At 66.5% G+C, this 21,763-nt stretch carries 18 protein-coding genes and 1 pseudogene; 15 read left to right on the forward strand and 4 right to left on the reverse strand.

The genetic code is table 11. From position 1 onward, the window contains the following. Positions 1-63: 63 nt before the first annotated feature. A complete protein-coding gene (gene trxB, locus AC07RV_RS35010) occupies positions 64-1,023 on the reverse strand; it encodes a thioredoxin-disulfide reductase (RefSeq protein ID WP_057595022.1) in 960 nt (319 codons plus the stop codon). A gap of 188 nt (positions 1,024-1,211) precedes the next feature. Here trxB and AC07RV_RS35015 point away from each other — a divergent pair. From AC07RV_RS35015 to AC07RV_RS35050, 8 genes and pseudogenes are all read left to right on the forward strand, one after another. Continuing rightward, a pseudogene (locus tag AC07RV_RS35015) lies at positions 1,212-1,887 on the forward strand (Crp/Fnr family transcriptional regulator). 135 nt (positions 1,888-2,022) lie between these two features. Then, on the forward strand, positions 2,023-4,452 hold the full coding sequence (locus AC07RV_RS35020; protein WP_208508906.1) for a DNA translocase FtsK: 2,430 nt from the start codon (positions 2,023-2,025) through the stop codon (positions 4,450-4,452). 155 nt (positions 4,453-4,607) lie between these two features. Further along, positions 4,608-5,246 carry an outer membrane lipoprotein periplasmic chaperone LolA gene (gene lolA, locus AC07RV_RS35025; protein ID WP_093355712.1) on the forward strand — a complete coding sequence of 213 codons (639 nt, stop codon included), beginning with the start codon at positions 4,608-4,610 and terminating at the stop codon, positions 5,244-5,246. A 27-nt stretch (positions 5,247-5,273) separates the two neighbouring features. Further along, positions 5,274-6,566 (forward strand): replication-associated recombination protein A, encoded by a 1,293-nt coding sequence (locus AC07RV_RS35030; RefSeq protein WP_208508908.1) that lies wholly within the window; start codon positions 5,274-5,276, stop codon positions 6,564-6,566. Positions 6,567-6,807: 241 nt separating this feature from the next. Beyond that, positions 6,808-7,737, forward strand: coding sequence for a branched-chain amino acid ABC transporter permease (locus AC07RV_RS35035; RefSeq protein WP_093355708.1), 930 nt, complete (start codon positions 6,808-6,810; stop codon positions 7,735-7,737). A 14-nt stretch (positions 7,738-7,751) separates the two neighbouring features. Next, positions 7,752-8,960 (forward strand): branched-chain amino acid ABC transporter permease, encoded by a 1,209-nt coding sequence (locus tag AC07RV_RS35040; protein WP_093355706.1) that lies wholly within the window; start codon positions 7,752-7,754, stop codon positions 8,958-8,960. 17 nt (positions 8,961-8,977) lie between these two features. Further along, positions 8,978-9,754 carry an ABC transporter ATP-binding protein gene (locus AC07RV_RS35045; RefSeq protein ID WP_296777114.1) on the forward strand — a complete coding sequence of 259 codons (777 nt, stop codon included), beginning with the start codon at positions 8,978-8,980 and terminating at the stop codon, positions 9,752-9,754. A 1-nt stretch (position 9,755) separates the two neighbouring features. Beyond that, positions 9,756-10,532 (forward strand): ABC transporter ATP-binding protein, encoded by a 777-nt coding sequence (locus AC07RV_RS35050; protein WP_256223103.1) that lies wholly within the window; start codon positions 9,756-9,758, stop codon positions 10,530-10,532. Between the two features lie 85 nt (positions 10,533-10,617). On the opposite strand, the gene AC07RV_RS35055 is transcribed toward AC07RV_RS35050, so the two are convergent. Beyond that, positions 10,618-11,601, reverse strand: coding sequence for a Bug family tripartite tricarboxylate transporter substrate binding protein (locus AC07RV_RS35055; RefSeq protein ID WP_296777117.1), 984 nt, complete (start codon positions 11,599-11,601; stop codon positions 10,618-10,620). A gap of 74 nt (positions 11,602-11,675) precedes the next feature. Further along, positions 11,676-12,740 carry a CDP-6-deoxy-delta-3,4-glucoseen reductase gene (locus tag AC07RV_RS35060; RefSeq protein WP_296777119.1) on the reverse strand — a complete coding sequence of 355 codons (1,065 nt, stop codon included), beginning with the start codon at positions 12,738-12,740 and terminating at the stop codon, positions 11,676-11,678. Positions 12,741-12,804: 64 nt separating this feature from the next. Here AC07RV_RS35060 and AC07RV_RS35065 point away from each other — a divergent pair, with 64 nt between their 5' ends. The 5 genes from AC07RV_RS35065 to AC07RV_RS35085 all read left to right on the forward strand — a co-directional run bounded on the left by AC07RV_RS35065 (position 12,805) and on the right by AC07RV_RS35085 (position 17,832). Next, positions 12,805-13,737 carry an SDR family oxidoreductase gene (locus tag AC07RV_RS35065; RefSeq protein WP_296777121.1) on the forward strand — a complete coding sequence of 311 codons (933 nt, stop codon included), beginning with the start codon at positions 12,805-12,807 and terminating at the stop codon, positions 13,735-13,737. A gap of 278 nt (positions 13,738-14,015) precedes the next feature. Then, positions 14,016-15,368, forward strand: a complete 1,353-nt coding sequence (locus AC07RV_RS35070) for a tyrosine-type recombinase/integrase (RefSeq protein WP_016452573.1) — start codon at positions 14,016-14,018, stop codon at positions 15,366-15,368. After that, positions 15,365-16,429, forward strand: a complete 1,065-nt coding sequence (locus AC07RV_RS35075; RefSeq protein WP_016452572.1) for a PDDEXK nuclease domain-containing protein — start codon at positions 15,365-15,367, stop codon at positions 16,427-16,429. Before AC07RV_RS35070 ends, AC07RV_RS35075 begins: the two co-directional genes overlap by 4 nt. Positions 16,430-16,795: 366 nt before the next feature. Further along, positions 16,796-17,188: a hypothetical protein gene (locus AC07RV_RS35080; protein WP_016452571.1), complete on the forward strand. Its 393-nt coding sequence runs from the start codon at positions 16,796-16,798 to the stop codon at positions 17,186-17,188. 293 nt (positions 17,189-17,481) lie between these two features. Next, positions 17,482-17,832: a DUF2958 domain-containing protein gene (locus AC07RV_RS35085; protein ID WP_016452570.1), complete on the forward strand. Its 351-nt coding sequence runs from the start codon at positions 17,482-17,484 to the stop codon at positions 17,830-17,832. A gap of 47 nt (positions 17,833-17,879) precedes the next feature. Here the strand turns inward: AC07RV_RS35085 and AC07RV_RS35090 are convergent, their stop codons facing one another. Then, positions 17,880-18,068, reverse strand: coding sequence for a hypothetical protein (locus AC07RV_RS35090; RefSeq protein ID WP_296777124.1), 189 nt, complete (start codon positions 18,066-18,068; stop codon positions 17,880-17,882). Between the two features lie 587 nt (positions 18,069-18,655). Here AC07RV_RS35090 and AC07RV_RS35095 point away from each other — a divergent pair. Next, entirely contained in the window at positions 18,656-19,480 is an 825-nt protein-coding gene (locus AC07RV_RS35095) for a DUF932 domain-containing protein (protein ID WP_016452569.1), read from the forward strand. A gap of 65 nt (positions 19,481-19,545) precedes the next feature. Continuing rightward, positions 19,546-21,741 carry a ParB/RepB/Spo0J family partition protein gene (locus tag AC07RV_RS35100; RefSeq protein ID WP_016452568.1) on the forward strand — a complete coding sequence of 732 codons (2,196 nt, stop codon included), beginning with the start codon at positions 19,546-19,548 and terminating at the stop codon, positions 21,739-21,741. Positions 21,742-21,763 lie beyond the last annotated feature (22 nt).

The following is a 21,763-nucleotide window of genomic DNA, read 5'->3' on the forward strand; positions in this document are numbered from 1 at the left end:
AGCCCGGGGCGGGCCCATGAAAAAGGCGGGCACCGGGCCCGCCTCGTCGAGGAGCCTGGCGGCTCAGAGCGTGCCGTCCTGCTCCAGGAAGCGCTGCGCATCGAGCGCGGCCATGCAGCCCGTGCCGGCGCTGGTGATGGCCTGGCGGTAGATGTGGTCCTGCACGTCGCCGGCGGCGAACACGCCCGGCACGCTGGTCATGGTGGCGAAGCCTTGCAGGCCCGAGCGCGTGACGATGTAGCCGTCCTTCATGTCGACCTGGCCCTGGAAGATGTCCGTGTTCGGATGGTGGCCGATCGCGATGAAGCAGCCCTTGAGGTCGATCTGCTCGGTCGCGCCGGTCTGCGTGTTCTTGATGCGGATGCCGGTCACGCCGGAATCGTCGCCCAGGACTTCATCGAGCGTATTGTGTACTTTCAGTTCGATTTTGCCTTCGGCTTCTTTTTCGTGAAGCTTGTCGATCAGGATTGGTTCCGCGCGGAATTTGTCGCGGCGATGCACCAGCGTTACTTTTTTCGCGATATTCGAAAGATAAAGCGCTTCTTCGACCGCGGTATTTCCGCCGCCGATCACGCAGACTTCCTGCTCGCGATAGAAGAACCCATCGCAGGTGGCGCAACCCGAAACACCACGGCCCATGAACTTCTGCTCGGATTCGAGGCCCAGGTACTTGGCCGACGCGCCGGTGGCGATCACGAGCGCATCGCAGGTGTAGGTGCCGCTGTCACCGGTGAGCGTGAAAGGGCGCTTGCTCAGGTCGACCTTGTTGATGTGGTCGAACACGATCTGGGTCTTGAAGCGCTCGGCATGCTCCAGAAAACGCTGCATGAGGTCGGGACCCTGCACGCCATGCACATCGGCCGGCCAATTGTCGACCTCGGTGGTCGTCATCAATTGCCCGCCCTGTGCCATGCCGGTAATCAGCAAAGGCTGAAGATTTGCACGCGCCGCATAAACGGCAGCCGTATAACCGGCGGGACCTGAGCCCAGAATTAAAACCTTGGCATGTTGGGAAGCGGACATGGTGCGTAAAAACCTAGGAATTGCGCTGATTCAGCGTGTACATTTTGAGGGTGGTAGCGATACATGGGGAGTATCGCCGCTCGGATCAACCACCGAGTGCACGGTGTTTTCAATGCGCGCGATTGTAGTAATCCATCGGCGCGCCGATGGCCCGACCGCAGGAGCGCGCGGTACCAGGGATTGAATGAATGTCGATGCTGTCCAACCTTGAATTGCTCCGGCGCGTTCCGCTGTTCGCGTCGCTGACTCCTTCGCAGTCCGCAAGCATTGCGGATGCGATCATCAAGAAGCGTTTCAAGCGCGCGGAGGTCGTGGTCGAGCAGGGCAAGAAGTCCGATGCGCTCTACATCATCCTGACGGGGCGGGCGCGCGTGACCAGCGCCGACAGCCGCGGCCGCGAGGTCATCCTGGCCACGCTGCATCCCGGCGACTATCTGGGCGAGATGAGCCTGATCGACGACGAGCCGCACTCGGCCACCGTGCGCACCGAGATCCAGTGCGACGTGCTGATGCTGGGGCCGCGAAGCCTTCGCGCGCTGCCTGCCCGAGAACTCCTCGATGGCCTACAACATCATGCGCGGCCTGGTGCAGCGCCTGCGCCATGCCGACCGCAAGATCGAGTCGCTCGCGCTGATGGACGTCTACGGCCGCGTCGCGCGCTCGCTGCTCGAGTTCGCGGTCGACGATGGCGCCGGCAACCTCAAGGTGCGCGAGAAGATCTCGCGCCAGGACCTCGCGAAGATGGTCGGCGCCTCGCGCGAGATGGTGAGCCGCGTGATGAAGGACCTCGAGGAGCGCGGTTTCGTGCAGACCCTCGAGGACGGCTCGATGATCGTCAAGGAGCGCCTGCTGTCGCTGGCCTGAGCCGGCACGGGGCGTGAAAGAAGGTGTGAGCGAAACTGCCGCGGCCCGTGGACGCGGCAGAATAGCCGCGGCCCTTTTCGTTGTAGTGTTCGTGCCGCCAGACCCGCATGCTGCCGGTCTGGCCGCCAGTATTTCATGACCTATTCGCTCAATACGCTTCACTCTTCCACGGCCGGCGAAGGTGCGCCCGTGCGTGTGCGGGCCATGCGCTTCGCCCACGAGATCACCCTGATCGCCGGTTTCGCGGCGCTGTTGTTCTGGCTGCTCGCCATGCTGAGCTTCACGCCCTCCGATGCGGCCTGGTCGACCTCGGGCACCGGCGGCGAGATCAAGAACTGGGGCGGCCGCATCGGCGCCTGGGTGGCCGACGGCAGCTACTTCCTGGCCGGCTATTCGGTCTGGTGGTGCCTGGCGGCCGGGCTGCGCGCCTGGCTGTCCTCGCTCGCGAGCTGGATGCGCGGCGGCGAGACCGGTCCGCAGGGCGATCCGGCACCGCGCGGCCGTTTCAACCGCAGCCGCCTGGCCTTCTGGTTCGGGCTCGTGTTGCTGTTGTGCGCGAGCACCATGCTCGAGTGGTCGCGCCTGTACCGGCTCGAATCGCACCTGCCCGGCTCGGGCGGCGGCGCCATCGGCCTGCTGGTCGGACCCGCGAGCGTGCGCTGGATGGGCTTCACCGGTTCCGCGCTGGTGGCCATCGCCGGTGGCGTGATCGGTTCGGCGCTGGTGTTCCGCTTCTCCTGGAGCCAGATCGCCGAGCGCATCGGCGCGCGCGTGTATTCGCTGTTCGAATCGCGGCGCGAGAAGCGCGAGGTTGCCGCCGACATCGCGCTGGGCAAGAAGGCCGTTCGCGAGCGCCGCGCCGAGGTCGACGACGAACCCGCCTACGTGCCGCGCGGCGCCATCGAACCTTCGATCGACGGCGACCAACCCACCACCGCGCCCGACATGGACGACCTGCGCATCGAGCCGCGCGCCAAGCGCCGCCCCGCGTCGCCGCCGGTGCAGATCGAGCCCGCGATGACCGAGGTGCCCAAGAGCGACCGCGTCGCCAAGGAGCGCCAGAAGCCGCTGTTCAAGGAGTTGCCCGACAACAAGCTGCCGCAGGTCGACCTGCTCGATGCCGCCCAGAGCCGCCAGGAAACCGTCTCGGCCGACACGCTCGAGATGACCTCGCGCATGATCGAGAAGAAGCTCAAGGACTTCGGCGTCGAGGTGCGCGTCGTGCTCGCCTCGCCCGGCCCGGTCATCACGCGCTACGAGATCGAGCCCGCCACCGGCGTCAAGGGCTCGCAGATCGTCAACCTCGCGAAGGACCTCGCGCGCTCGCTCTCGCTGGTGTCGATCCGCGTGGTCGAGACCATCCCGGGCAAGAACTACATGGCGCTCGAACTGCCGAACGCCAAGCGCCAGTCGATCAAGCTCAGCGAGATCCTCGGCTCGCAGGTCTACAACGAGGGCAAGTCGATGCTCACGATGGGCCTGGGCAAGGACATCATCGGCAACCCTGTGGTGGCCGATCTCGCGAAGATGCCGCACGTGCTGGTGGCCGGTACCACCGGTTCGGGCAAGTCGGTGGGCATCAACGCGATGATCCTGAGCCTGCTCTACAAGGCCGAGGCGCGCGACGTGCGCCTGCTCATGATCGACCCGAAGATGCTGGAAATGTCGGTCTACGAAGGCATTCCGCATCTGCTCGCGCCGGTGGTCACCGACATGCGCCAGGCCGCGCACGGCCTCAACTGGTGCGTGGCCGAGATGGAGCGCCGCTACAAGCTCATGAGCAAGCTCGGCGTGCGCAATCTCGCGGGCTACAACACCAAGATCGACGAGGCCAAGGCGCGCGAGGAGTTCATCTACAACCCCTTCAGCCTGACGCCCGACGACCCCGAACCGCTGCGCCGCGAGCCGCACATCGTGGTCGTGATCGACGAGCTGGCCGACCTGATGATGGTGGTCGGCAAGAAGATCGAGGAGCTGATCGCCCGCCTCGCGCAGAAGGCGCGCGCCGCCGGCATCCACCTGATCCTGGCCACGCAGCGGCCCAGCGTCGACGTGATCACCGGCCTCATCAAGGCCAACATCCCGACCCGCATCGCGTTCCAGGTCTCGAGCAAGATCGACAGCCGCACCATCCTCGACCAGATGGGCGCCGAGGCGCTGCTCGGCATGGGCGACATGCTCTACATGCCCAGCGGCACCGGCCTGCCGATCCGCGTGCACGGCGCCTTCGTGAGCGACGAGGAAGTGCATCGCGTGGTGGCCTATCTCAAGAGCCAGGGCGAGCCCGACTACATCGAGGGCGTGCTCGAAGGCGGCACGGTCGATGGCGACGGTGACGGCGACCTGCTCGGCGGTGGCGATGCCGAGAAGGACCCGATGTACGACCAGGCGGTCGAGGTGGTGCTCAAGAACCGCAAGGCCAGCATCTCGCTGGTGCAGCGCCATCTGAAGATCGGCTACAACCGCGCGGCGCGGCTGGTCGAGGACATGGAGAAGGCCGGCCTCGTGAGTGCCATGAGCGGCAGCGGCCAGCGCGAGATCCTCGTGCCCGCGCGCGCCGAATAGGCGCTCCCACGCGATCCCGCGTCCATTCCGTTACGTGTTGAGATACGGCTTGCACAAGCTCGCTGCCCATTGCAAATCTTCATCAAGCCCTACAAGGGCGGCCATGGCCGCCGGGGTAAGGTCGATGCGGTGTTCAGCTTCGAAGGTTTGAAAAAATGAAGACTCGTCCCTGGCTGCTCGCCGGCCTTCTCCTAGCCTGTGGCGCCCATGCATGGGCCGGCGGCATGGAAAGCCTCGAGGCTTTCGTCAAGTCCGCCAAGTCCGGCCGCGCCGATTTCACCCAGACCGTGACCGCGCCGCCGCGCGACGGCCAGGCTGGCCGCGTGAAGACCTCGAGCGGTACCTTCGAATTCCAGCGGCCCGGCCGCTTCAAGTTCGACTACAAGAAGCCTTTCGCGCAAAGCATCGTGGCCGACGGCAAGACGCTGTGGCTCTACGACGCCGATCTCAACCAGGTCACGCAGCGCGCGCAGGCGCAGGCCCTGGGTTCGACGCCCGCGGCCCTGATCGCCGCCGCGCCCGACCTGCGCGCGCTGCAGGCCGATTTCGCGCTCGAGGCAGGACCGGAGCGCGACGGCCTGCAATGGGTCAAGGCCACGCCGAAGAACAAGGACGGCCAGCTGCAGAACGTGCAGGTGGGCTTCCAGGGCGACGCGCTCGCGGCGCTCGAGATCCTCGACAGCTTCGGCCAGCGCTCGGTGCTCAAGTTCAGCAAGGTCGAGGTCAACCCCGCGCTGCCCGCCGCCACCTTCGACTTCAAGGTGCCCACCGGCGCGGACGTCGTCAAGCAGTAATCCACCCCTCACTCGCTCATCCCGCTCTTGGCCGTCAGCTCGCATCAACCCCTGGCCGAGCGCCTGCGTCCGCGCACGCTCGGTGAAGTCATCGGCCAGCAGCACCTGCTCGGGCCCGGCATGGCGCTGCGCATCGCCTTCGAGTCGGGCCAGCCGCACTCGTGCATCCTCTGGGGCCCGCCCGGTACCGGCAAGACCACCATCGCGCGCCTGATGGCCGATGCCTTCGATGCGCAGTTCCTGAGCATCAGCGCGGTGCTCGGTGGCGTGAAGGACATCCGCGAGGCGGTCGAGCGCGCGACCGCGGCGCGCGACGGGCTCGAGCAGCGGCGCACCATCGTCTTCGTCGACGAAGTGCACCGCTTCAACAAGAGCCAGCAGGACGCCTTCCTGCCACACGTCGAGTCGGGCCTCTTCACCTTCATCGGCGCCACCACCGAGAACCCGTCGTTCGAGGTCAACTCGGCGCTGCTCTCGCGGGCCGCGGTCTACGTGCTGCAGTCGCTGGGCGAAGCCGACCTCAAGCAGATCGTCGCCAAGGCGCAGGCCATCAATGCATTGCCCGCCATCGAGGACGCAGCGCTCGATCGCCTGATCGCCTACGCCGACGGCGATGCGCGGCGGCTGCTCAACACGCTCGAGACGCTGGCCGTCGCGGCACGCGCCGAGAAGCTCGAGACCATCGGCGACGAATGGCTGATGCGCGTGCTCGGCGAGCGCATGCGGCGCTACGACAAGGGCGGCGAGCAGTTCTACGACACCATCAGCGCGCTGCACAAATCCGTGCGCGGCAGCGACCCCGACGCCGCGCTCTACTGGTTCGTGCGCATGCTCGACGGCGGCGCCGACCCGCGCTACATGGCGCGCCGGCTGGTGCGCATGGCGAGCGAGGACATCGGCCTGGCCGACCCGCGCGCGCTGCGGCTCGCGCTCGACGCGGCCGAGGTCTACGAGCGCCTCGGCACGCCCGAGGGCGAACTCGCGCTGGCGCAGTGCGTGGTCTACCTCGCGATGGCGCCCAAGTCGAACGCGGTCTACACGGCCTACAACGCGGTGCGTGCGCTGGTCAAGAAGGACAGCACGCGGCCCGTGCCCATGCATCTGCGCAATGCCCCGACCAAGCTCATGAAGGAGCTCGACTACGGCAAGGGCTACCGCTACGCGCACGACGAGGAGGGCGGTTTCGCGGCCGGCGAGCAGTACCTGCCCGACGGCCTGCAGGGCCAGGTCTTCTACGAACCGGTCGATCGCGGACTCGAGATCCGCATCGGCGAGAAGCTGCGCGAACTGCGGCGCCGAAACGCTGAACAGGGCGACTGATACGCCCTTGCAGCATGCACGCAAGACGTGCATGGATACAAGCGCAAAGCGCATGACGTCAGCGGGTAAACCCCCGTCGATGCGCACCAAATAGGCGCTGGCCCGTGACTACAATCCCGCCCACTAAATCGGCGGCCACCACATGCTGGCTGGTTTTTTGCTTGTCAAGCCAAGGCGCCAAACCGGTGCCACGGTGGGTGAATGGCACCCCGCAACGGTGCAACACAGAGGAATCTTCTTTATGGACATTTTGCTGCAGCAGATCATCAACGGTCTGGTTCTCGGCAGCATGTATGCCTTGATAGCCTTGGGCTACACCATGGTGTACGGCATCATCAATCTGATCAATTTCGCGCACGGTGAAGTGCTCATGGTGGGGGCGCTCACGAGCTGGTCCATCATCGGGCTCATGCAGTCGTCGATGCCCGGCACGCCGGGCTGGCTGATATTGATCATCGCGCTGGTCATCGCGTGCGTCGTCGCCGCCACGCTGAACTTCGTGATCGAGAAGGTCGCCTACCGGCCGCTGCGCAACTCGCCCAAGCTCGCACCGCTGATCACCGCCATCGGCATGTCGATCCTGCTGCAGACGCTGGCGATGATCATCTGGAAGCCCACCAACAAGGCCTACCCGACCCTGCTGCCTTCGGACCCCATCCACATCGCCGGCGCCGTCATCTCGCCGACGCAGGTGATGATCCTCGGCGTCACGGCTGTCTCGCTGGCCATCCTCATGTGGCTGGTCAATTACACGAAGCTCGGCCGCGCGATGCGCGCCACCGCCGAGAACCCGCGCGTGGCCGCGCTGATGGGCATCCGTCCCGACATGGTCATCTCGGCCACCTTCATCATCGGTGCCGTGCTCGCGGCCATCGCGGGCGTGATGTACGCCTCCAACTACGGCATCGCGCAGCACGCCATGGGCTTCCTGCCCGGCCTCAAGGCCTTCACCGCGGCCGTGTTCGGCGGCATCGGCAACCTCGCGGGCGCGGTCGTCGGCGGCATCCTGCTGGGGCTCATCGAGGCCATCGGCTCGGGCTACATCGGCACCCTCACCGGTGGCGTGCTCGGCAGCAACTACAGCGACATCTTCGCGTTCATCGTGCTGATCGTGATGCTCACGCTGCGCCCCGCCGGCCTGCTCGGCGAACGCGTGGCCGATCGCGCCTGAAGGAGCTTGCCATCATGAAGAACAGCAAGAACCTCGCGCTCTACCTGGTCGGCGTCATCGCCGTGCTCGCGCTGCCGCTGCTGCTGCAAAGCCAGGGCAATGCCTGGGTGCGCATCGCCGACATCGCACTGCTCTACGTGCTGCTCGCACTGGGCCTGAACATCGTGGTCGGCTACGCCGGCCTGCTCGACCTGGGCTACGTCGCCTTCTTCGCGGTCGGTGCCTACCTCTACGCCCTCATGGGCTCGGGCCACCTGTCCGAGACCTTCGAGTGGTTCAAGGCCACCTTCCCGAACGGCCTGCACACCTCGCTGCTGATCGTGATACCGCTGGCCTTCGTGTTCGCGGCGCTGCTCGGCGTGCTGCTGGGCGCGCCCACGCTGAAGCTGCGCGGCGACTACCTCGCCATCGTCACGCTGGGCTTCGGCGAAATCATCCGCGTGTTCCTGAACAACCTCGACCAGCCGATCAACATCACGAACGGCCCCAAGGGCATCACCTCGATCGACTCGATCAAGTTCTGGGGCCTCGACCTGGGCAAGGCCTGGAAGTTCGACGGCTTCACCATCTCCTCGGTCACGCTGTACTACTACCTGTTCCTCGCGCTGGTGGTGGTCACCATCGTGATCTCGCACCGGCTGCAGGTCTCGCGCATCGGCCGCGCCTGGATGGCGATCCGCGAGGACGAGATCGCCGCCAAGGCGATGGGCATCAACACCCGCAACATGAAGCTGTTGGCCTTCGGCATGGGCGCGAGCTTCGGCGGCGTGTCGGGCTCCATGTTCGCGGCCTTCCAGGGCTTCGTCTCGCCCGAGTCGTTCAGTCTCATGGAGTCGGTGATGATCGTCGCCATGGTCGTGCTCGGCGGCATCGGCCACCTGCCCGGCGTGATCCTGGGTGCCGTGCTGCTGGCGGCCCTGCCCGAGGTGCTGCGCTACGTCGCCGGCCCGCTGCAGGCGCTGACCGACGGGCGCCTCGATGCTTCCATCCTGCGCCAGCTGTTCATCGCGCTGGCCATGATCGTCATCATGCTGGTGCGCCCGCGCGGCCTGTGGCCCTCGCCCGAGCATGGCAAGACGCTTCAGCGCAAGGGCGGCGTGCCGGTCGATCCGGCCCACGCCACCGTGGCGCCGGGCTCGCTGCAGACCCACGCACCGGGCGTCGACACCCCGGCCGACGAGCTGCCCGGTGCGGCCTCGCGTCCCATGTCGATCAATCCGTGAGCGAGGAGACGCATCCCATGAGCAAGGCAGACACCATCCTCGACGTTCGCGGCATCTCCAAGCGCTTCGGCGGCCTGCAGGCCCTGTCCGACGTCGGCATCACCATCCAGCGCGGCCAGGTCTACGGCCTGATCGGCCCCAACGGCGCTGGCAAGACCACCTTCTTCAACGTCATCACCGGGCTCTACACGCCCGACAGCGGCAGCTTCGAGCTCGCCGGCAAGCCCTACCAGCCCACGGCCGTGCACGAGGTGGCCAAGGCCGGCATCGCGCGCACCTTCCAGAACATCCGCCTGTTCGCCGAGATGACGGCGCTCGAGAACGTGATGGTCGGTCGCCACATCCGCACCCGCTCCGGCGTGGTCGGCGCGATGCTGCGCACCGGGTCCTTCAAGGCCGAGGAGAAGGCCATCGCCCAGCGCGCGCAGGAACTGCTCGACTACGTGGGCATCGGCAAGTTCGCCGACTACAAGGCGCGCACCCTGAGCTACGGCGACCAGCGCCGCCTCGAGATCGCGCGTGCCCTGGCCACCGACCCGCAGCTCATCGCGCTCGACGAGCCCGCGGCCGGCATGAACATGACCGAGAAGGCCCAGCTTCGCGAGCTGATCGACCGCATCCGCCGCGACGACCGCACGATCCTGATCATCGAGCACGACGTGAAGCTGATCATGGGCCTGTGCGACCGCGTCACGGTGCTCGACTACGGCAAGCAGATCGCCGAAGGCACGCCGGCGGACGTACAGAAGAACGAAAAGGTGATCGAGGCTTACCTCGGCACCGGAGGACATTGAGATGAGCGCAGCAGTGCAAACCCAAGAGGAAGTCGCGGCGGGCGCTTCGCAACGCAAGGCCGTCGGCAACGTGTTGCTCAAGGTCAGCGGCCTGAAGGTGGGCTACGGCGGCATCCAGGCCGTCAAGGGCGTGGACTTCGAGGTGCGCGAGGGCGAGCTGGTCTCGCTGATCGGCTCCAACGGCGCCGGCAAGACCACCACCATGAAGGCGATCACCGGCACGCTGCCCGCGGGCGCGGGCGACATCGAGTTCCTGGGCCGCAGCATCAAGGGCCGCGGCGCCTGGGACCTGGTGGGCGAGGGCCTGGTGATGGTGCCCGAGGGCCGCGGCGTGTTCACGCGCATGACGATCACCGAGAACCTGCAGATCGGCGCCTACATCCGCAAGGACAAGGCCGGCATCGCGAGCGACATGGAGCGCGTGTTCGTGACCTTCCCGCGGCTGCGCGAGCGCAAGGACCAGTTGGCCGGCACCATGTCGGGCGGCGAGCAGCAGATGCTGGCCATGGGCCGCGCGCTGATGGCGCGCCCCAAGGTGCTGCTGCTCGACGAACCCACCATGGGCCTGTCGCCGATCATGTGCGACAAGATCTTCGAGGTGGTGCAGGCCGTGGCCGCGCAGGGCGTGACCATCCTGCTGGTCGAGCAGAACGCCAACCGCGCGCTGCAGCTGGCCGACCGCGGCTACGTGATGGAGTCGGGCCTGATCACCATGTCGGGCGATGCCAAGGGGCTGCTCAGCGATCCGAAGGTGCGCGCGGCGTACCTGGGCGAGTAAGCGGCACGGCGGGCCTTTCGAGGCCACGCAAAAAAAAGGGCGGCGGTGCGAGGCACCGGCCGCCCTTTGTCTTGTGGGTGCGAGCTCAGTCGACCTTCGCGCCCGTGGCCTTCACCACCTGCTCGTACTTGCCGAGCTCGCTCTTCATGAAGGCGCCGAACTGCGCGGGCGTGCTGGCCACCGGCTCCGCCAGCAGCAGCGCGAAGCGCGACTTGGTCTCCGGCGCGTTCAGCGCGTCGACGAAGGCGTGGTTGAGCTTGGCGATCACATCCGGCGGCGTATGGGCCGGCGCGACCAGGCCCCACCAGGTGTCGATCGAGAAGTCCTTGAGCGTGTCTGACACCGGCGGCACCTCGGGCAGGGCGCTGCTGCGCTGCAGGGTGGTCACGGCGATCGCCTTGAGCTTGCCCGAGCGGATGTTGGGCGCGGCGGTGGCGAGGTTGTCGAAGTTGAAGTCGACCTGGCCCGACACCAGTGCCAGCTGCGCCGGGTTGCCGCCGTTGTAGGGGATGTGCACCGCGAAGATGCCGGCCGCTTTCTTGAACATCTCGCCCGCCAGATGGCCGGCGCTGCCGTTGCCGCCGCTGCCGTAATTGAGCTTGCCGGGGTTGGCCTTGGCGTAGGCGATCAGGTCCTTGAGCGTGGCGATCTTCAGGCGCTGCGCGGTCTCGGCGTTCATCACCAGCACGTTGGGCACGCGGACCATCTGCGTGATCGGCGCGAAGTCGGTGGCCGCGTTGAAGGGCATCTTGCTGTAGAGCCAGGGGTTCACCGCGTTGGTGGCGGTGGCCGCGATGCCGATGGTCAGGCCGTCGGGCGCGGCCTTGGCGACGATGTCGGCGCCGATGTTGCCGCCCGCGCCGGGCTTGTTGTCGATGATCACCGGGCCGCCGAGCGTGTCGCGCACGCGTTCGGCCAGCGCGCGCGCCGTCACGTCGATGGGGCCGCCGGCCGCGTAGGGCACGACGAGGCGGATCGGTCGCTGCTGCTGGGCCAGGGCGGGAGCGCCTGTGGCCAGGGCGAGCGTGGAGAGGGCGAGGGTGGCGAGGAAGGTCTTGCGGGTTGTCATGCCCCGGATTGTCGGCGCGCCGCGCGGTGCTTGCAGCGTGGCTATCCCTAGCCGGCGCGCCGGGGCCACCGGCTTCAGGGCAGTGCCTTGTCGGCTTCGGTGGTGAACGCATCGGCGAAGAACTCTTCCTCGGGCAGGCCCGCGAGCGCCACGTAGTCGCGCTTGGCCGAGTCGACCACGATCGGCGCGCCGCAGGCATAGACCTGGTGGCCCGAGAGGTCGGCGAAGTCCTCCAGCACCGCGGCATGGACGAAGCCGGTGCGGCCGGTCCAGTTGTCCTCGGGCGTGGCGTTGGAGACCACGGGCACGTAGCGCAGGTTCGGCATCTGCGCGAGCTGCTCGCGCACCCAGTCGTCCATGTAGAGGTCCTCGGGCCGGCGGCCGCCCCAGTAGAGCGTGGCGGGGCGGTCGATGGCCTTGAACTTCATGTGCTCGAGCAGCGCCTTGATCGGCGCGAAGCCCGTGCCCGAGGCCAGCAGGATCATTGGCTTGTCGGAATCCTCGCGCAGGAAGAAGCTGCCGTAGGGGCCCTCGATGCGCAGGATCTCCTTTTCCTTCATGGTGAGGAACACGTGGTCGGTGAACTTGCCGCCCGGCAGGTGGCGCAGGTGCAGTTCGATGCCCGTGCCCGGCTCGCCCAGCGTGTGCGGCGCATTGGCCATCGAGTAGCTGCGGCGCGCGCCGTCGCGCAGGATGAATTCCACGTACTGCCCCGCGTAGAACTGCAGCGGCTCGCCGGCCGGCAGCTGCAGGCGCACCTGCATCACGTCGTGCGACTTGCGCGCGAGAGCGAGCACCCGCACCGGCATCTTGCGGATCGGATGGGCGCCGGCCTCGGTCACCTGGCGCGATTCGAGCACCACGTCGCTGCGCGCGCGGGCGCAGCAGGTCAGCACGAAGCCCGCGAGCTGTTCCTCCGCGCTCAGGGCCTTGCTCTGGTGCGGGCCGAGCTCGACCTCGCCCGAGAGCTTGCGGCACTTGCACGAGCCGCAAGCGCCGTCCTTGCAGCCATAGGGCAGGCCGATGCCCTGGCGGATGCCGGCAGCGAGGATGGTTTCGTCGCCTTGCGCCACGAAATGGCGGCCGCTGGGTTCGACGGTGATGGAAAAGCCCGCCTCATGCGGCGCTGCAACAGTCATCGGTATTCTTCGGCTTGGATCAGCCCGTTACATGGGGGCTGAAAAAGAAAAGGGAACCCGAATTTTGCCTTCAATCCATAGCCCCTCCGGCGCGCTGCCGGCGCGCTTCCGCCGGACGCGTCTCCTGATCGTCGGCTGCGGCGACGTCGGCCAGCGCGTGGCGCGCGATCTGCGCGGGCGCGTGTCGCTGGTGGCGCTCACCTCCTCGGTCGAGCGCGTGCCCGATCTGCGCGCCGCGGGCATCCGGCCGCTGATCGGCAATCTCGACGATCCCAAGACCCTGCGCCGCCTGTCGGCGCTGGGCACGCGCGTGCTACATCTGGCACCGCCGCCGCGCGACAGCGGCTCGGCCTGGTGGCGCGACCAGCGCACCGCCGCGCTGGTGCGTGCGCTGCGGCTGCGCGGCCTGCCCGATGCGCTGGTCTACGGCTCGACCAGCGGCGTCTATGGCGATTGCGGCGGCGCGCGCGTGAACGAGACCCGCCCCGTGCGCCCCGACACGCCGCGCAGCCACCGGCGCGTCGACGCCGAGCGCGCCGTGCGCTGGTTCGGCCGCAGCACGGGCGTGCGCGCCAGCATCCTGCGCATCCCGGGCATCTATGCGCCCGACCGCGAAGGCGGCACGCCGCGCCAGCGGCTGCAGCGCGGCACCCCGGTGCTGCGGCGCGAGGACGACGTCTACACCAGCCACATCCATGCCGACGACCTCGCGCGCGCCTGCATCGCGGCGCTGTTCCGCGGCCGACCGCAGCGCATCGTGCATGCCTCGGACGACACCGAGCTGCGCATGGGCGACTACATCGACCTCGCGGCCGACCTCTACGGCATGCCGCGCCCGCCGCGGGTGGCGCGCGAGGAGGCCGAGCGCCAGTTGCCGCTGCAACTGCTGAGCTTCATGGGCGAATCGCGCCGGCTCGATAACACGCGGCTCAAGCGCGAGCTGCGCGTGCGGCTCGCGCATCCGACGGTGCATACCGGGCTGCGCGAGGAAGGCTGAAGGGGAGGCGGAGTCCGCGAAGGACGCCGGAAAAGAAGAAGCCGTGTGTGGTGCCCGGGGCCGGAATCGAACCGGCACGCCTTGCGGCGGGGGATTTTGAGATTGAGTCCCGAGACTAGCATGAGACCACGCTGGAACCCGCAGAGCCTTGCTGCGCTTGGTTTTCCAAGAGGCTAGTCCCGTTTAGCCTTACGCCTAGACCAGACCGATTGCGGCAGACATTCTGATGCCGTGGCTCCTGGCTGGTTCCTGCGTTCGATCTCGAACTAGGAGGCGTCATGGCTAAGATCAAACTCACCAAATCCGCTGTCGATACGGCAGAAGTCACCGGCAAGGATTACGAACTGCGGGATACCATTGTCCCCGGCTTTCTCTGCAAAGTCACCGCCCACGGCCGCAAGGTCTTCATGCTCCAGTACCGCACGAACTGGGGCGAGCGCCGCAAGCCGAAGATCGGCCAGTTCGGCGAGCTGACCGTCGAGCAAGCGCGGTCGATCGCACAGGACTGGCTGGCCGACGTGCGCAAGGGCGACGACCCCAGCGCCGCCAAGCTGGCTGCCCGCATGGCCCCGACGGTCAAGGAACTGTGCGGGCAGTTCATCGAGGAATACTCCAAGCCGCGCAACAAGCCCCGGACGGTCGATTCCTACCAGGGCTACATCGACCGCCACATCCTGCCTACCCTGGGCAAGCTCAAGGTGCCGGACGTAACGCGGGCGCACATCACCACGCTGATGAAGGACAAGGCAAAGATCGGCGTTACGGCCAATCGGGTTCTGGCCTGTTTGCGCAAGATGTTCAACATGGCCGAGGTGTGGGGCTACCGGCCTGACGGCTCCAATCCATGCCGACACGTCCCCAAGTACCGCGAGGACGGCGAGACGCGGTATATCAACAACGAGGAACTGGGGCGGCTCTATGCTTACCTCGACCGTGCGGATGCCCTGGGGTTGGAGCATCCGACCGTGACGCTGGCGGTTCGCCTGCAATTCGAGTTTTCCGCGCGGATGACCGAAATCCGCACGCTCGAATGGGCTTGGGTGGATTTCGAGAATCGCCGGGTCGTCTGGTCTGACAGCAAGACGGGCGATATGTCCAAGCCGATGAGCGAGGCGGCGTACCAGTTGCTGCGCAATGCGCCCCGCATCGACAACTCGCCTTACGTGTGTCCAGCCATCTTTGATGCCAAGAAGCCATTGCCCGAGAGCACGTACTACAACGGCTGGAAGCGCATCTTAGGCCGCGCAGAGGTAGCGCATGTCGGAACACACGGCATCCGTCATCGTGCGGCGACCGACATTGCCAACTCCGGTATCCCCATCAAGGTCGGCATGGCGCTGACTGCGCACAAGACCGTCACGCAGTTCATGGCGTATGTCCATGCAGAGGATGACCCGGTGCGTGCCGCTGCCGAGAAAGTGGCCACCCTACGCCGGGGCGCCATCGACGGCCATGCGCCGGCTGCGCTGCCGAAGCCGTCTCCTGTGGTCACGGACGACGACAAGACCCGCACCAGCCTGGGTAACTACCGTCCATTCCGGCATCGCAAAGCCGCCACGCGCGCCGTGCCGCCTGATTCCAAGCGGGCTGCGCCGAATCTGATGCAGGACCAGAAGGAGGTCACGGCATGAACAGGCGCAAAGCAGCCGTGGCGTCATCTGTGGCACCAGCCACGCTGCTGGGCGACATTCGAGTACTGATCGACGCGGCGCGGCAGCGCGCCGCGTCAGCGGTCAACGCCGAGCTGACCTTGCTGTTTTGGCGCATCGGCCAGCGCATCCACACGGAAGTGCTGGCTGGTCAGCGGGCCGGATACGGTGATGAGATCCTGCCGACCTTGGCTGCGCAGCTTGTGCAGGACTACGGCCGCAGCTTCGCGGACAAGAACCTGCGCCGGATGGTGCAGTTCGCGGCTACCTACACGGACGAGCCAATTGTCGTGACGCTGTCACGACAATTGAGCTGGTCGCATTTCGTGGCCTTGCTGCCGCTGAAAGACCCGCTCCAGCGAGACTACTACGCACAGATGGCCAACATCGAGCGCTGGAGCGTGCGGACGCTGCGCGAGCGCATCGACTCGATGCTGTACGAGCGCACGGCGCTATCTCAAAAGCCGGACGAGACGATTGCGCAAGAGCTGGCGAGGATGCGCGATGCGCAGCGCATGTCGCCCGCTCTGGTCATGCGAGACCCGTACATCCTCGATTTCCTGGGCCTGCGAGACACCTGGCAGGAAGGCGACTTGGAGGCCGCGATCATCCGCGAAATGGAATCCTTCCTGCTGGAGCTGGGCGTGGGCTTCACGTTCGTTGCCCGTCAGAAGCGCATCCAGATCGACGGCGACGACTTTCACCTCGACCTGCTGTTCTACAACCGCAAGCTGCGGCGGCTGGTGGCAGTGGAGTTGAAAGTCGGCGAGTTCAAGGCCGCTTACAAGGGGCAGATGGAGCTGTACCTGCGCTGGCTCGACCTGCACGAGCGGGAGTCCGAAGAAGCCTCACCGCTGGGGATCATCCTCTGCACCGGCAAGAAGTCCGAGCAGATCGAGCTGCTGGAACTGGACAAGTCGGGCATCCACGTGGCCGAGTACCTGACCAGCTTGCCACCGCGCGCCGTGCTGGGCGAGCGGTTGCAGCAGGCGACCGAGCGGGCGCGGTTGCAAATCGAGCAGCGCAAGACGGACAGCGAGTAGTTCTGTTCCTCGCATTCGGGCGTCCCGGCGTGCCGTCGTCGCGCTGTCGTGCTGCGCATCGAATCCCCTGCGGGGTTTCGCCCCATTCGGGCTTTCATCGTTCCCTCGCTTCACTCGGCTGACGCCTCCGGCCCGGCTCGCTGATCCGGGCCTGCGCGCTGCGCTTGCCTAAAGGTGGGTGTTTGCAGTGGGCGGGTGTGAGCGGTCTTGCTGTTCCCTTCACCGTATCACGGCGTTCTCGCCGTCAAGGGCGGCGCGCGCTTGTGCGCGCTTGCGTCCTGGCGGCCGTCTGCGACCCCTGACTGCTGCGCTACGCCGTGGGGGCGACGGTTCCGGGCAATTCCGCCCGTGCAACCGGAGATCGTCATGAACGATAAATCACACGTTTCCCTCGAACAGCACGTTTGCCTCGTTTGCGGCACGGCGTTCGATACCGGCACCATCCTGCTGGACAAGCGCCTGCGCGCCAGCATGGAGCGCCATACGAAGACGGGCTGGGGTCTGTGCCCCGAGCATCAGAAGCTGTCCGACGATGGCTTTGTCGCGCTGGTCGAATGCGATCCGCAGCGCAGCGGCTCGCAGGCCGGCGGGCGCATGAAGCCCGAACAGGTATACCGGACGGGCCGGCTGGCCCATCTGCGACGCACGGTGTTCGCGCAGTTGTTCAACGTGCCGATCGCGGACGAGCAGGCTTGCGTGTTCGTTGAGCCTGGCGTGATCGAGCAGTTGCAGTCGATGACGGTGCCGGCGGCGAACTGATCGCGCTGCGCAGCCTTCGGTGCGTCGTCCTTGCGGGGGCGGCGCATTTTTTCTGCTGCGCCCGGTGCGGGTTTCTCCGCGCCTGTGGCGCTGCGCGCTTCGCTTGCCAGTCCGTGCCTTCGTTGGAGGGGCGGCTTGCTGTTTCCTTCATCGTGCCACGGCGTGCTCGCCGTCAAGGGCTGCGCGCCGATGGCGCTTGCGGCCTGCGGCCGTCGATGACCCTTGACTGCTTGCGCTGCGCCGTGCCCCGGAAGGGCTGGGCAATTCCGCCCGGCATCCTTCAGGAGTTCACCATGAACTGCGCATTCATCACCGACGAGCAGCGTGCGCTGCTGCTGGCCAACGGCCGGCAATCCACCGAAACGTCGGACTTTGATCCGGCCCCTGTGCTCAAGCTGTTCACACCGGATGCCGGCGCGACCTGGCTGCTGACCGAGATCGACCCGGACGATCACGACCATGCTTTCGGTCTGTGCGATCTGGGCCTGGGGATGCCCGAGCTGGGCTGGGTCAGCCTGCAGGAACTGGCGACCGTGCGCGGGCGGCTGGGGTTGCCGATCGAGCGCGATCTGCACTTTCGTGCCGAGAAGCGGCTGAGTGCCTATGCGCGGGATGCGCGGCTGGCGGGGCGGATCGTCTTCTGATTCTGTCAAGGGGCGCCACGCCCCTTTTCTCTACTCCCCCTGGGCGTTCACCAGGGCTTCCATCGACGCTGGATAGGCTGCGACACCGTGCCCAGCAGGCGCACGGGCGGCAGCGTCAAGGGCCTGTCGTTCTTGGGGAAGCGCCGACGCACTTCGCATTCCAGTTCGTGCGCAAAGCCGCGTGCGTTTTTTTCTCCGCGCAGTGCCCGTTGCCGCCAGTCTCGGGCCTGGGCCATCAGTTCATCGTCTTGTAGGGCTCGTATGTCCATGTCATTGCCATTGTGCCGATGGCTGGGCGAGTAGCAGTCCAAGGGGATTTCGTTGAAGTCATGTGGACGTCCCCGGCCACCTGGGAGATGGCCGGTCGCGCTGTCGTGCTGCGCATCGAACCCCCTGCGGGGTTTCGCCCCTGACGGGCTTCCATCGTCCCCTCCCTCCGGTCGGCTGACGCCTCCGGCCCGGCTTCCAGCTTCGGGCCTGCGCGCTTCGCTTGCCGTGCGGTCGGCGTGTTGAGGGGCCGTTGCCTTGTCCAGCCGTCTTCCCTGACTCATCACCTTGTCCGCGACTGTAGCCCGCGGCCGTGTGCCGTCAAGGCGCGCAGGGCCGTGTCCTCGGCTGCGCCTGCGGGCCGCACCAACCCTGCGCTTGTCTCCTTGACGGCCCCCGTCCGCGCGCTCCTGACCGTCGCGGGCGATGAACTCAGGAAAGACGGTGGCAACAGGGCCAACCGGGTTCCTCGTGCCGACTGCACCGAACAGCCGAAAGGCTGGGCTCCGAATCTAGGAATCCGGTGTTTCTTCAACAGCCAAGTCAGGAGAAAGACATGCTCGCATCCCGTTTCGCAAACCATTCCCCCGCACTGCGTTCCGACTATCCCCTGTCGGATGACCAAATCCGGCGCGTGGCCCCGTCCATCTTCGCGGACTCCCCGCATGAGAGCCGTTCGGAGCGATACAGCTACATCCCCACGGCTACGGTTTTGACTGAGCTTCGCAAAGAAGGCTTCCAGCCCTTCATGGTGTGCCAGACCCGTGTACGCAACGAGAGGCGGCGCGAACACACGAAACACCTGCTGCGCCTACGCCACGCCAGCCAGATCAACGGCGCGGAAGCTAACGAAATCGTGCTGCTGAACTCGCACGATGGCACCAGCAGCTATCAGATGCTGGCCGGGCAATTCAGATTTATCTGCGCCAATGGGCTGGTGTGCGGCGACACCTTTGCCGATGTGCGCGTGCCTCACAAAGGCGACGTGGCGGGCCAAGTCATCGAAGGCGCCTTCGAGGTTCTGCGCGGCTTTGACCGGGTGCAGGAGTCCCGCGACCTGATGCGCGGCATCACCTTGGACGATGGCGAATCCGAAGTGTTCGCCCGTGCCGCGCTGGCTTTGAAGTACGACGACCCGAACAAGCCCGCGCCCGTCACGGAATCGCAAATCCTGATGCCGCGCCGCTTCGAGGATCGCCGCCCCGACTTGTGGAGCGTGTTTAACCGCACGCAGGAGAACCTGACCAAGGGCGGATTGCATGGCCGCGCCGCCAATGGCCGCAGGCAGCAAACCCGCCCCGTGCAGGGCATTGATTCCGACATTCGCCTGAATCGCGCCCTGTGGCTGCTGGCCGATGGCATGCGCGCCCTCAAGGCCTGAACCGTTCCCCCGCCGGAGGGGCGGTTCCCCTCCATTCCCTTGTTTCACTTGATTGGAGATTCGCCATGAACGCCGTTACCACCACCGAAGCCCGCGCCGTCAACACCGCAGCCAGCAGCGCCGCGAACGTGCTGCAAGCCGCCGACCCGAGCAAGTACATGATCCTGGTGCCGCTGTCGCGTCTGGTGCTGCGCCGCACGGGCCGCAACGTGCGCAAGACCCCGCGCATGTCCATCCCTGAACTGGCCGCATCCATCCAGCGCGTGGGCCTGCTGCAAAACCTGATCGTGATTCCCGCCGCCGATGGCCTGCATTACGAGGTGGTGGCCGGTGGGCGCAGGCTGGCCGCGTTGAAGCTGCTGGCGAAGAAGCACCGCATCGCCAAGGATTGGGACGTGCCTTGCCTGCAGGTGGCCGATGGCACTGCGCGCACGGCCAGCCTCACCGAGAACGTGCAGCGTGAAGCCATGCACCCGGCAGACCAATTTGAAGCCTTCGCGACACTGGTGGCCGAAGGCCGGCCCATCGAGGACATTGCGGCGGATTTCAGTGTCACGCCGCTGGTCGTGCAGCGCCGCTTGAAGCTGGCGAATGTCTCCCCGCGCCTGATGGCCGACTATCGGGCCGACGCCGTGAGCCTGGACCAGCTGATGGCCCTGGCCGGAACGGATGACCACGCGGCGCAGGAAGCCGCTTTCTACGACGCCCCGCAGTGGCAACGCCACCCTTCGCATTTGCGCGAACGCCTCACCGAACGGGAAATCGACGCTTACCGGCATCCGTTGGTGCGCTTCGTCGGGCTGGACGCCTACGAGCAGGAGGGCGGCGGTATCCGCCGCGACCTGTTCGCGGAGGATGACGCGGGCGTGTACCTGACTGATGCTGCATTGCTGGAACGGCTGGCACAGGACAAGCTGGCGGGCATCGCCGCCGAGGTGAAGGCCGAGGGCTGGGCTTGGGCCGATGCCACGCCGGGCATGACCCATGCCGACCTGCACGCCTTCCAGCGCGCCCCGAGGGAGCGGCGCGAACCCAACAAGCGCGAAGCGCAGCGCATCGAGAAGCTGCAAGCCAAGATGCAGGAGGTGGCCGAAGCGGTGGATGCCGCGATGGACGCCGACGACGAGGACAAGGCCGATGCCTTGCAGGAGGAAGGCGAAGCCCTGGGCGAGCAGTTGCAGGCACTGGAAGAAGGCTTGCAGGGATACGGCGCGAATGTGAAGGCCGCAGCCGGTGCCATCGTCACCATCGACCGCAACGGCGAGGCCGTGATTCATCGAGGGCTGCTGCGCGAGGCCGAGGCGAAAGCCCTTCGCACGCTGGAGAAGTTGCGCCAAGGCTTTAGCGACCCGGACGCCGCGAACGATGACGAAGGCGAGGAAGACGAGCAGCCCAAGGCCGCAGCGATTTCCGACCGGCTGGCCCAACGCCTGAGCGCGCACCGCACGGCGGCGCTGCAAATCGAGGTGGCCCAGCATCCACATGTGGCGCTGGCCGTGCTGGTGCATGGCATGGTGCAGACCGTCTTGCAGGGCCGCTACTACGGCCACGATATTCCGCTGGGCGTGAGCCTGAAAATTCAAGACCGGCTGGAAGGCATGGCACCGGACTGGCCCGAGTCACCCGCCGCCGTAGCGCTCCGCGAATTGCAGCAGGCGTGGGGCGGCAAGTTGCCCGAGGACAGCGCCGCACTGTTCGTCGCGCTGCTGGCGATGGAGCAAGGCGAGTTGGTCAAGCTGCTGGCCGTGTGCGTGGCTTCGACGGTGGACGTGGTGACGCCGCGCGGCACGGCGCAGCAGCCCGGCGCGGAACTGGCGCAGGCCGTGGGCCTCGACATGGCCGTATGGTGGCAACCCACGGCGGAAGGCTATTTCAAGCACGTTGCGAAGGCGGCGGTTTTGCAAGCCGTGGGCGAGTTCGCGCCCGAGAGCGTCCACCGGCTGGCAAAGCTCAAGAAGGCCGACATTGCCAGCGAGGCCGAGCGGCTGGCGAAGGGCACCGGCTGGATGCCTACCATCTTCACGAAGGCAGACGTACCCGAGGAAAGCCCGCAGGTTGCGCAGCAGAACGGCGCGGAAGAAGCCGCCACTATTCCGGGTACCCAAGCCGGGCGGAGGGACGCGGGAATTGGGGATTCCCACCGTGGTGGACAGGTTGATCCAGCAGGCCCTGCTGCAGGTGCTGCAACCGCTCATCGATCCGACCTTCAGCGAGCACAGCTACGGCTTCCGGCCGGGGCGCAGCGCGCATCAGGCGCTTGAAGCGGGCAGGCAACCATAGTAC

This window comes from Variovorax sp. GW821-FHT09B01 (genome assembly GCF_059418345.1).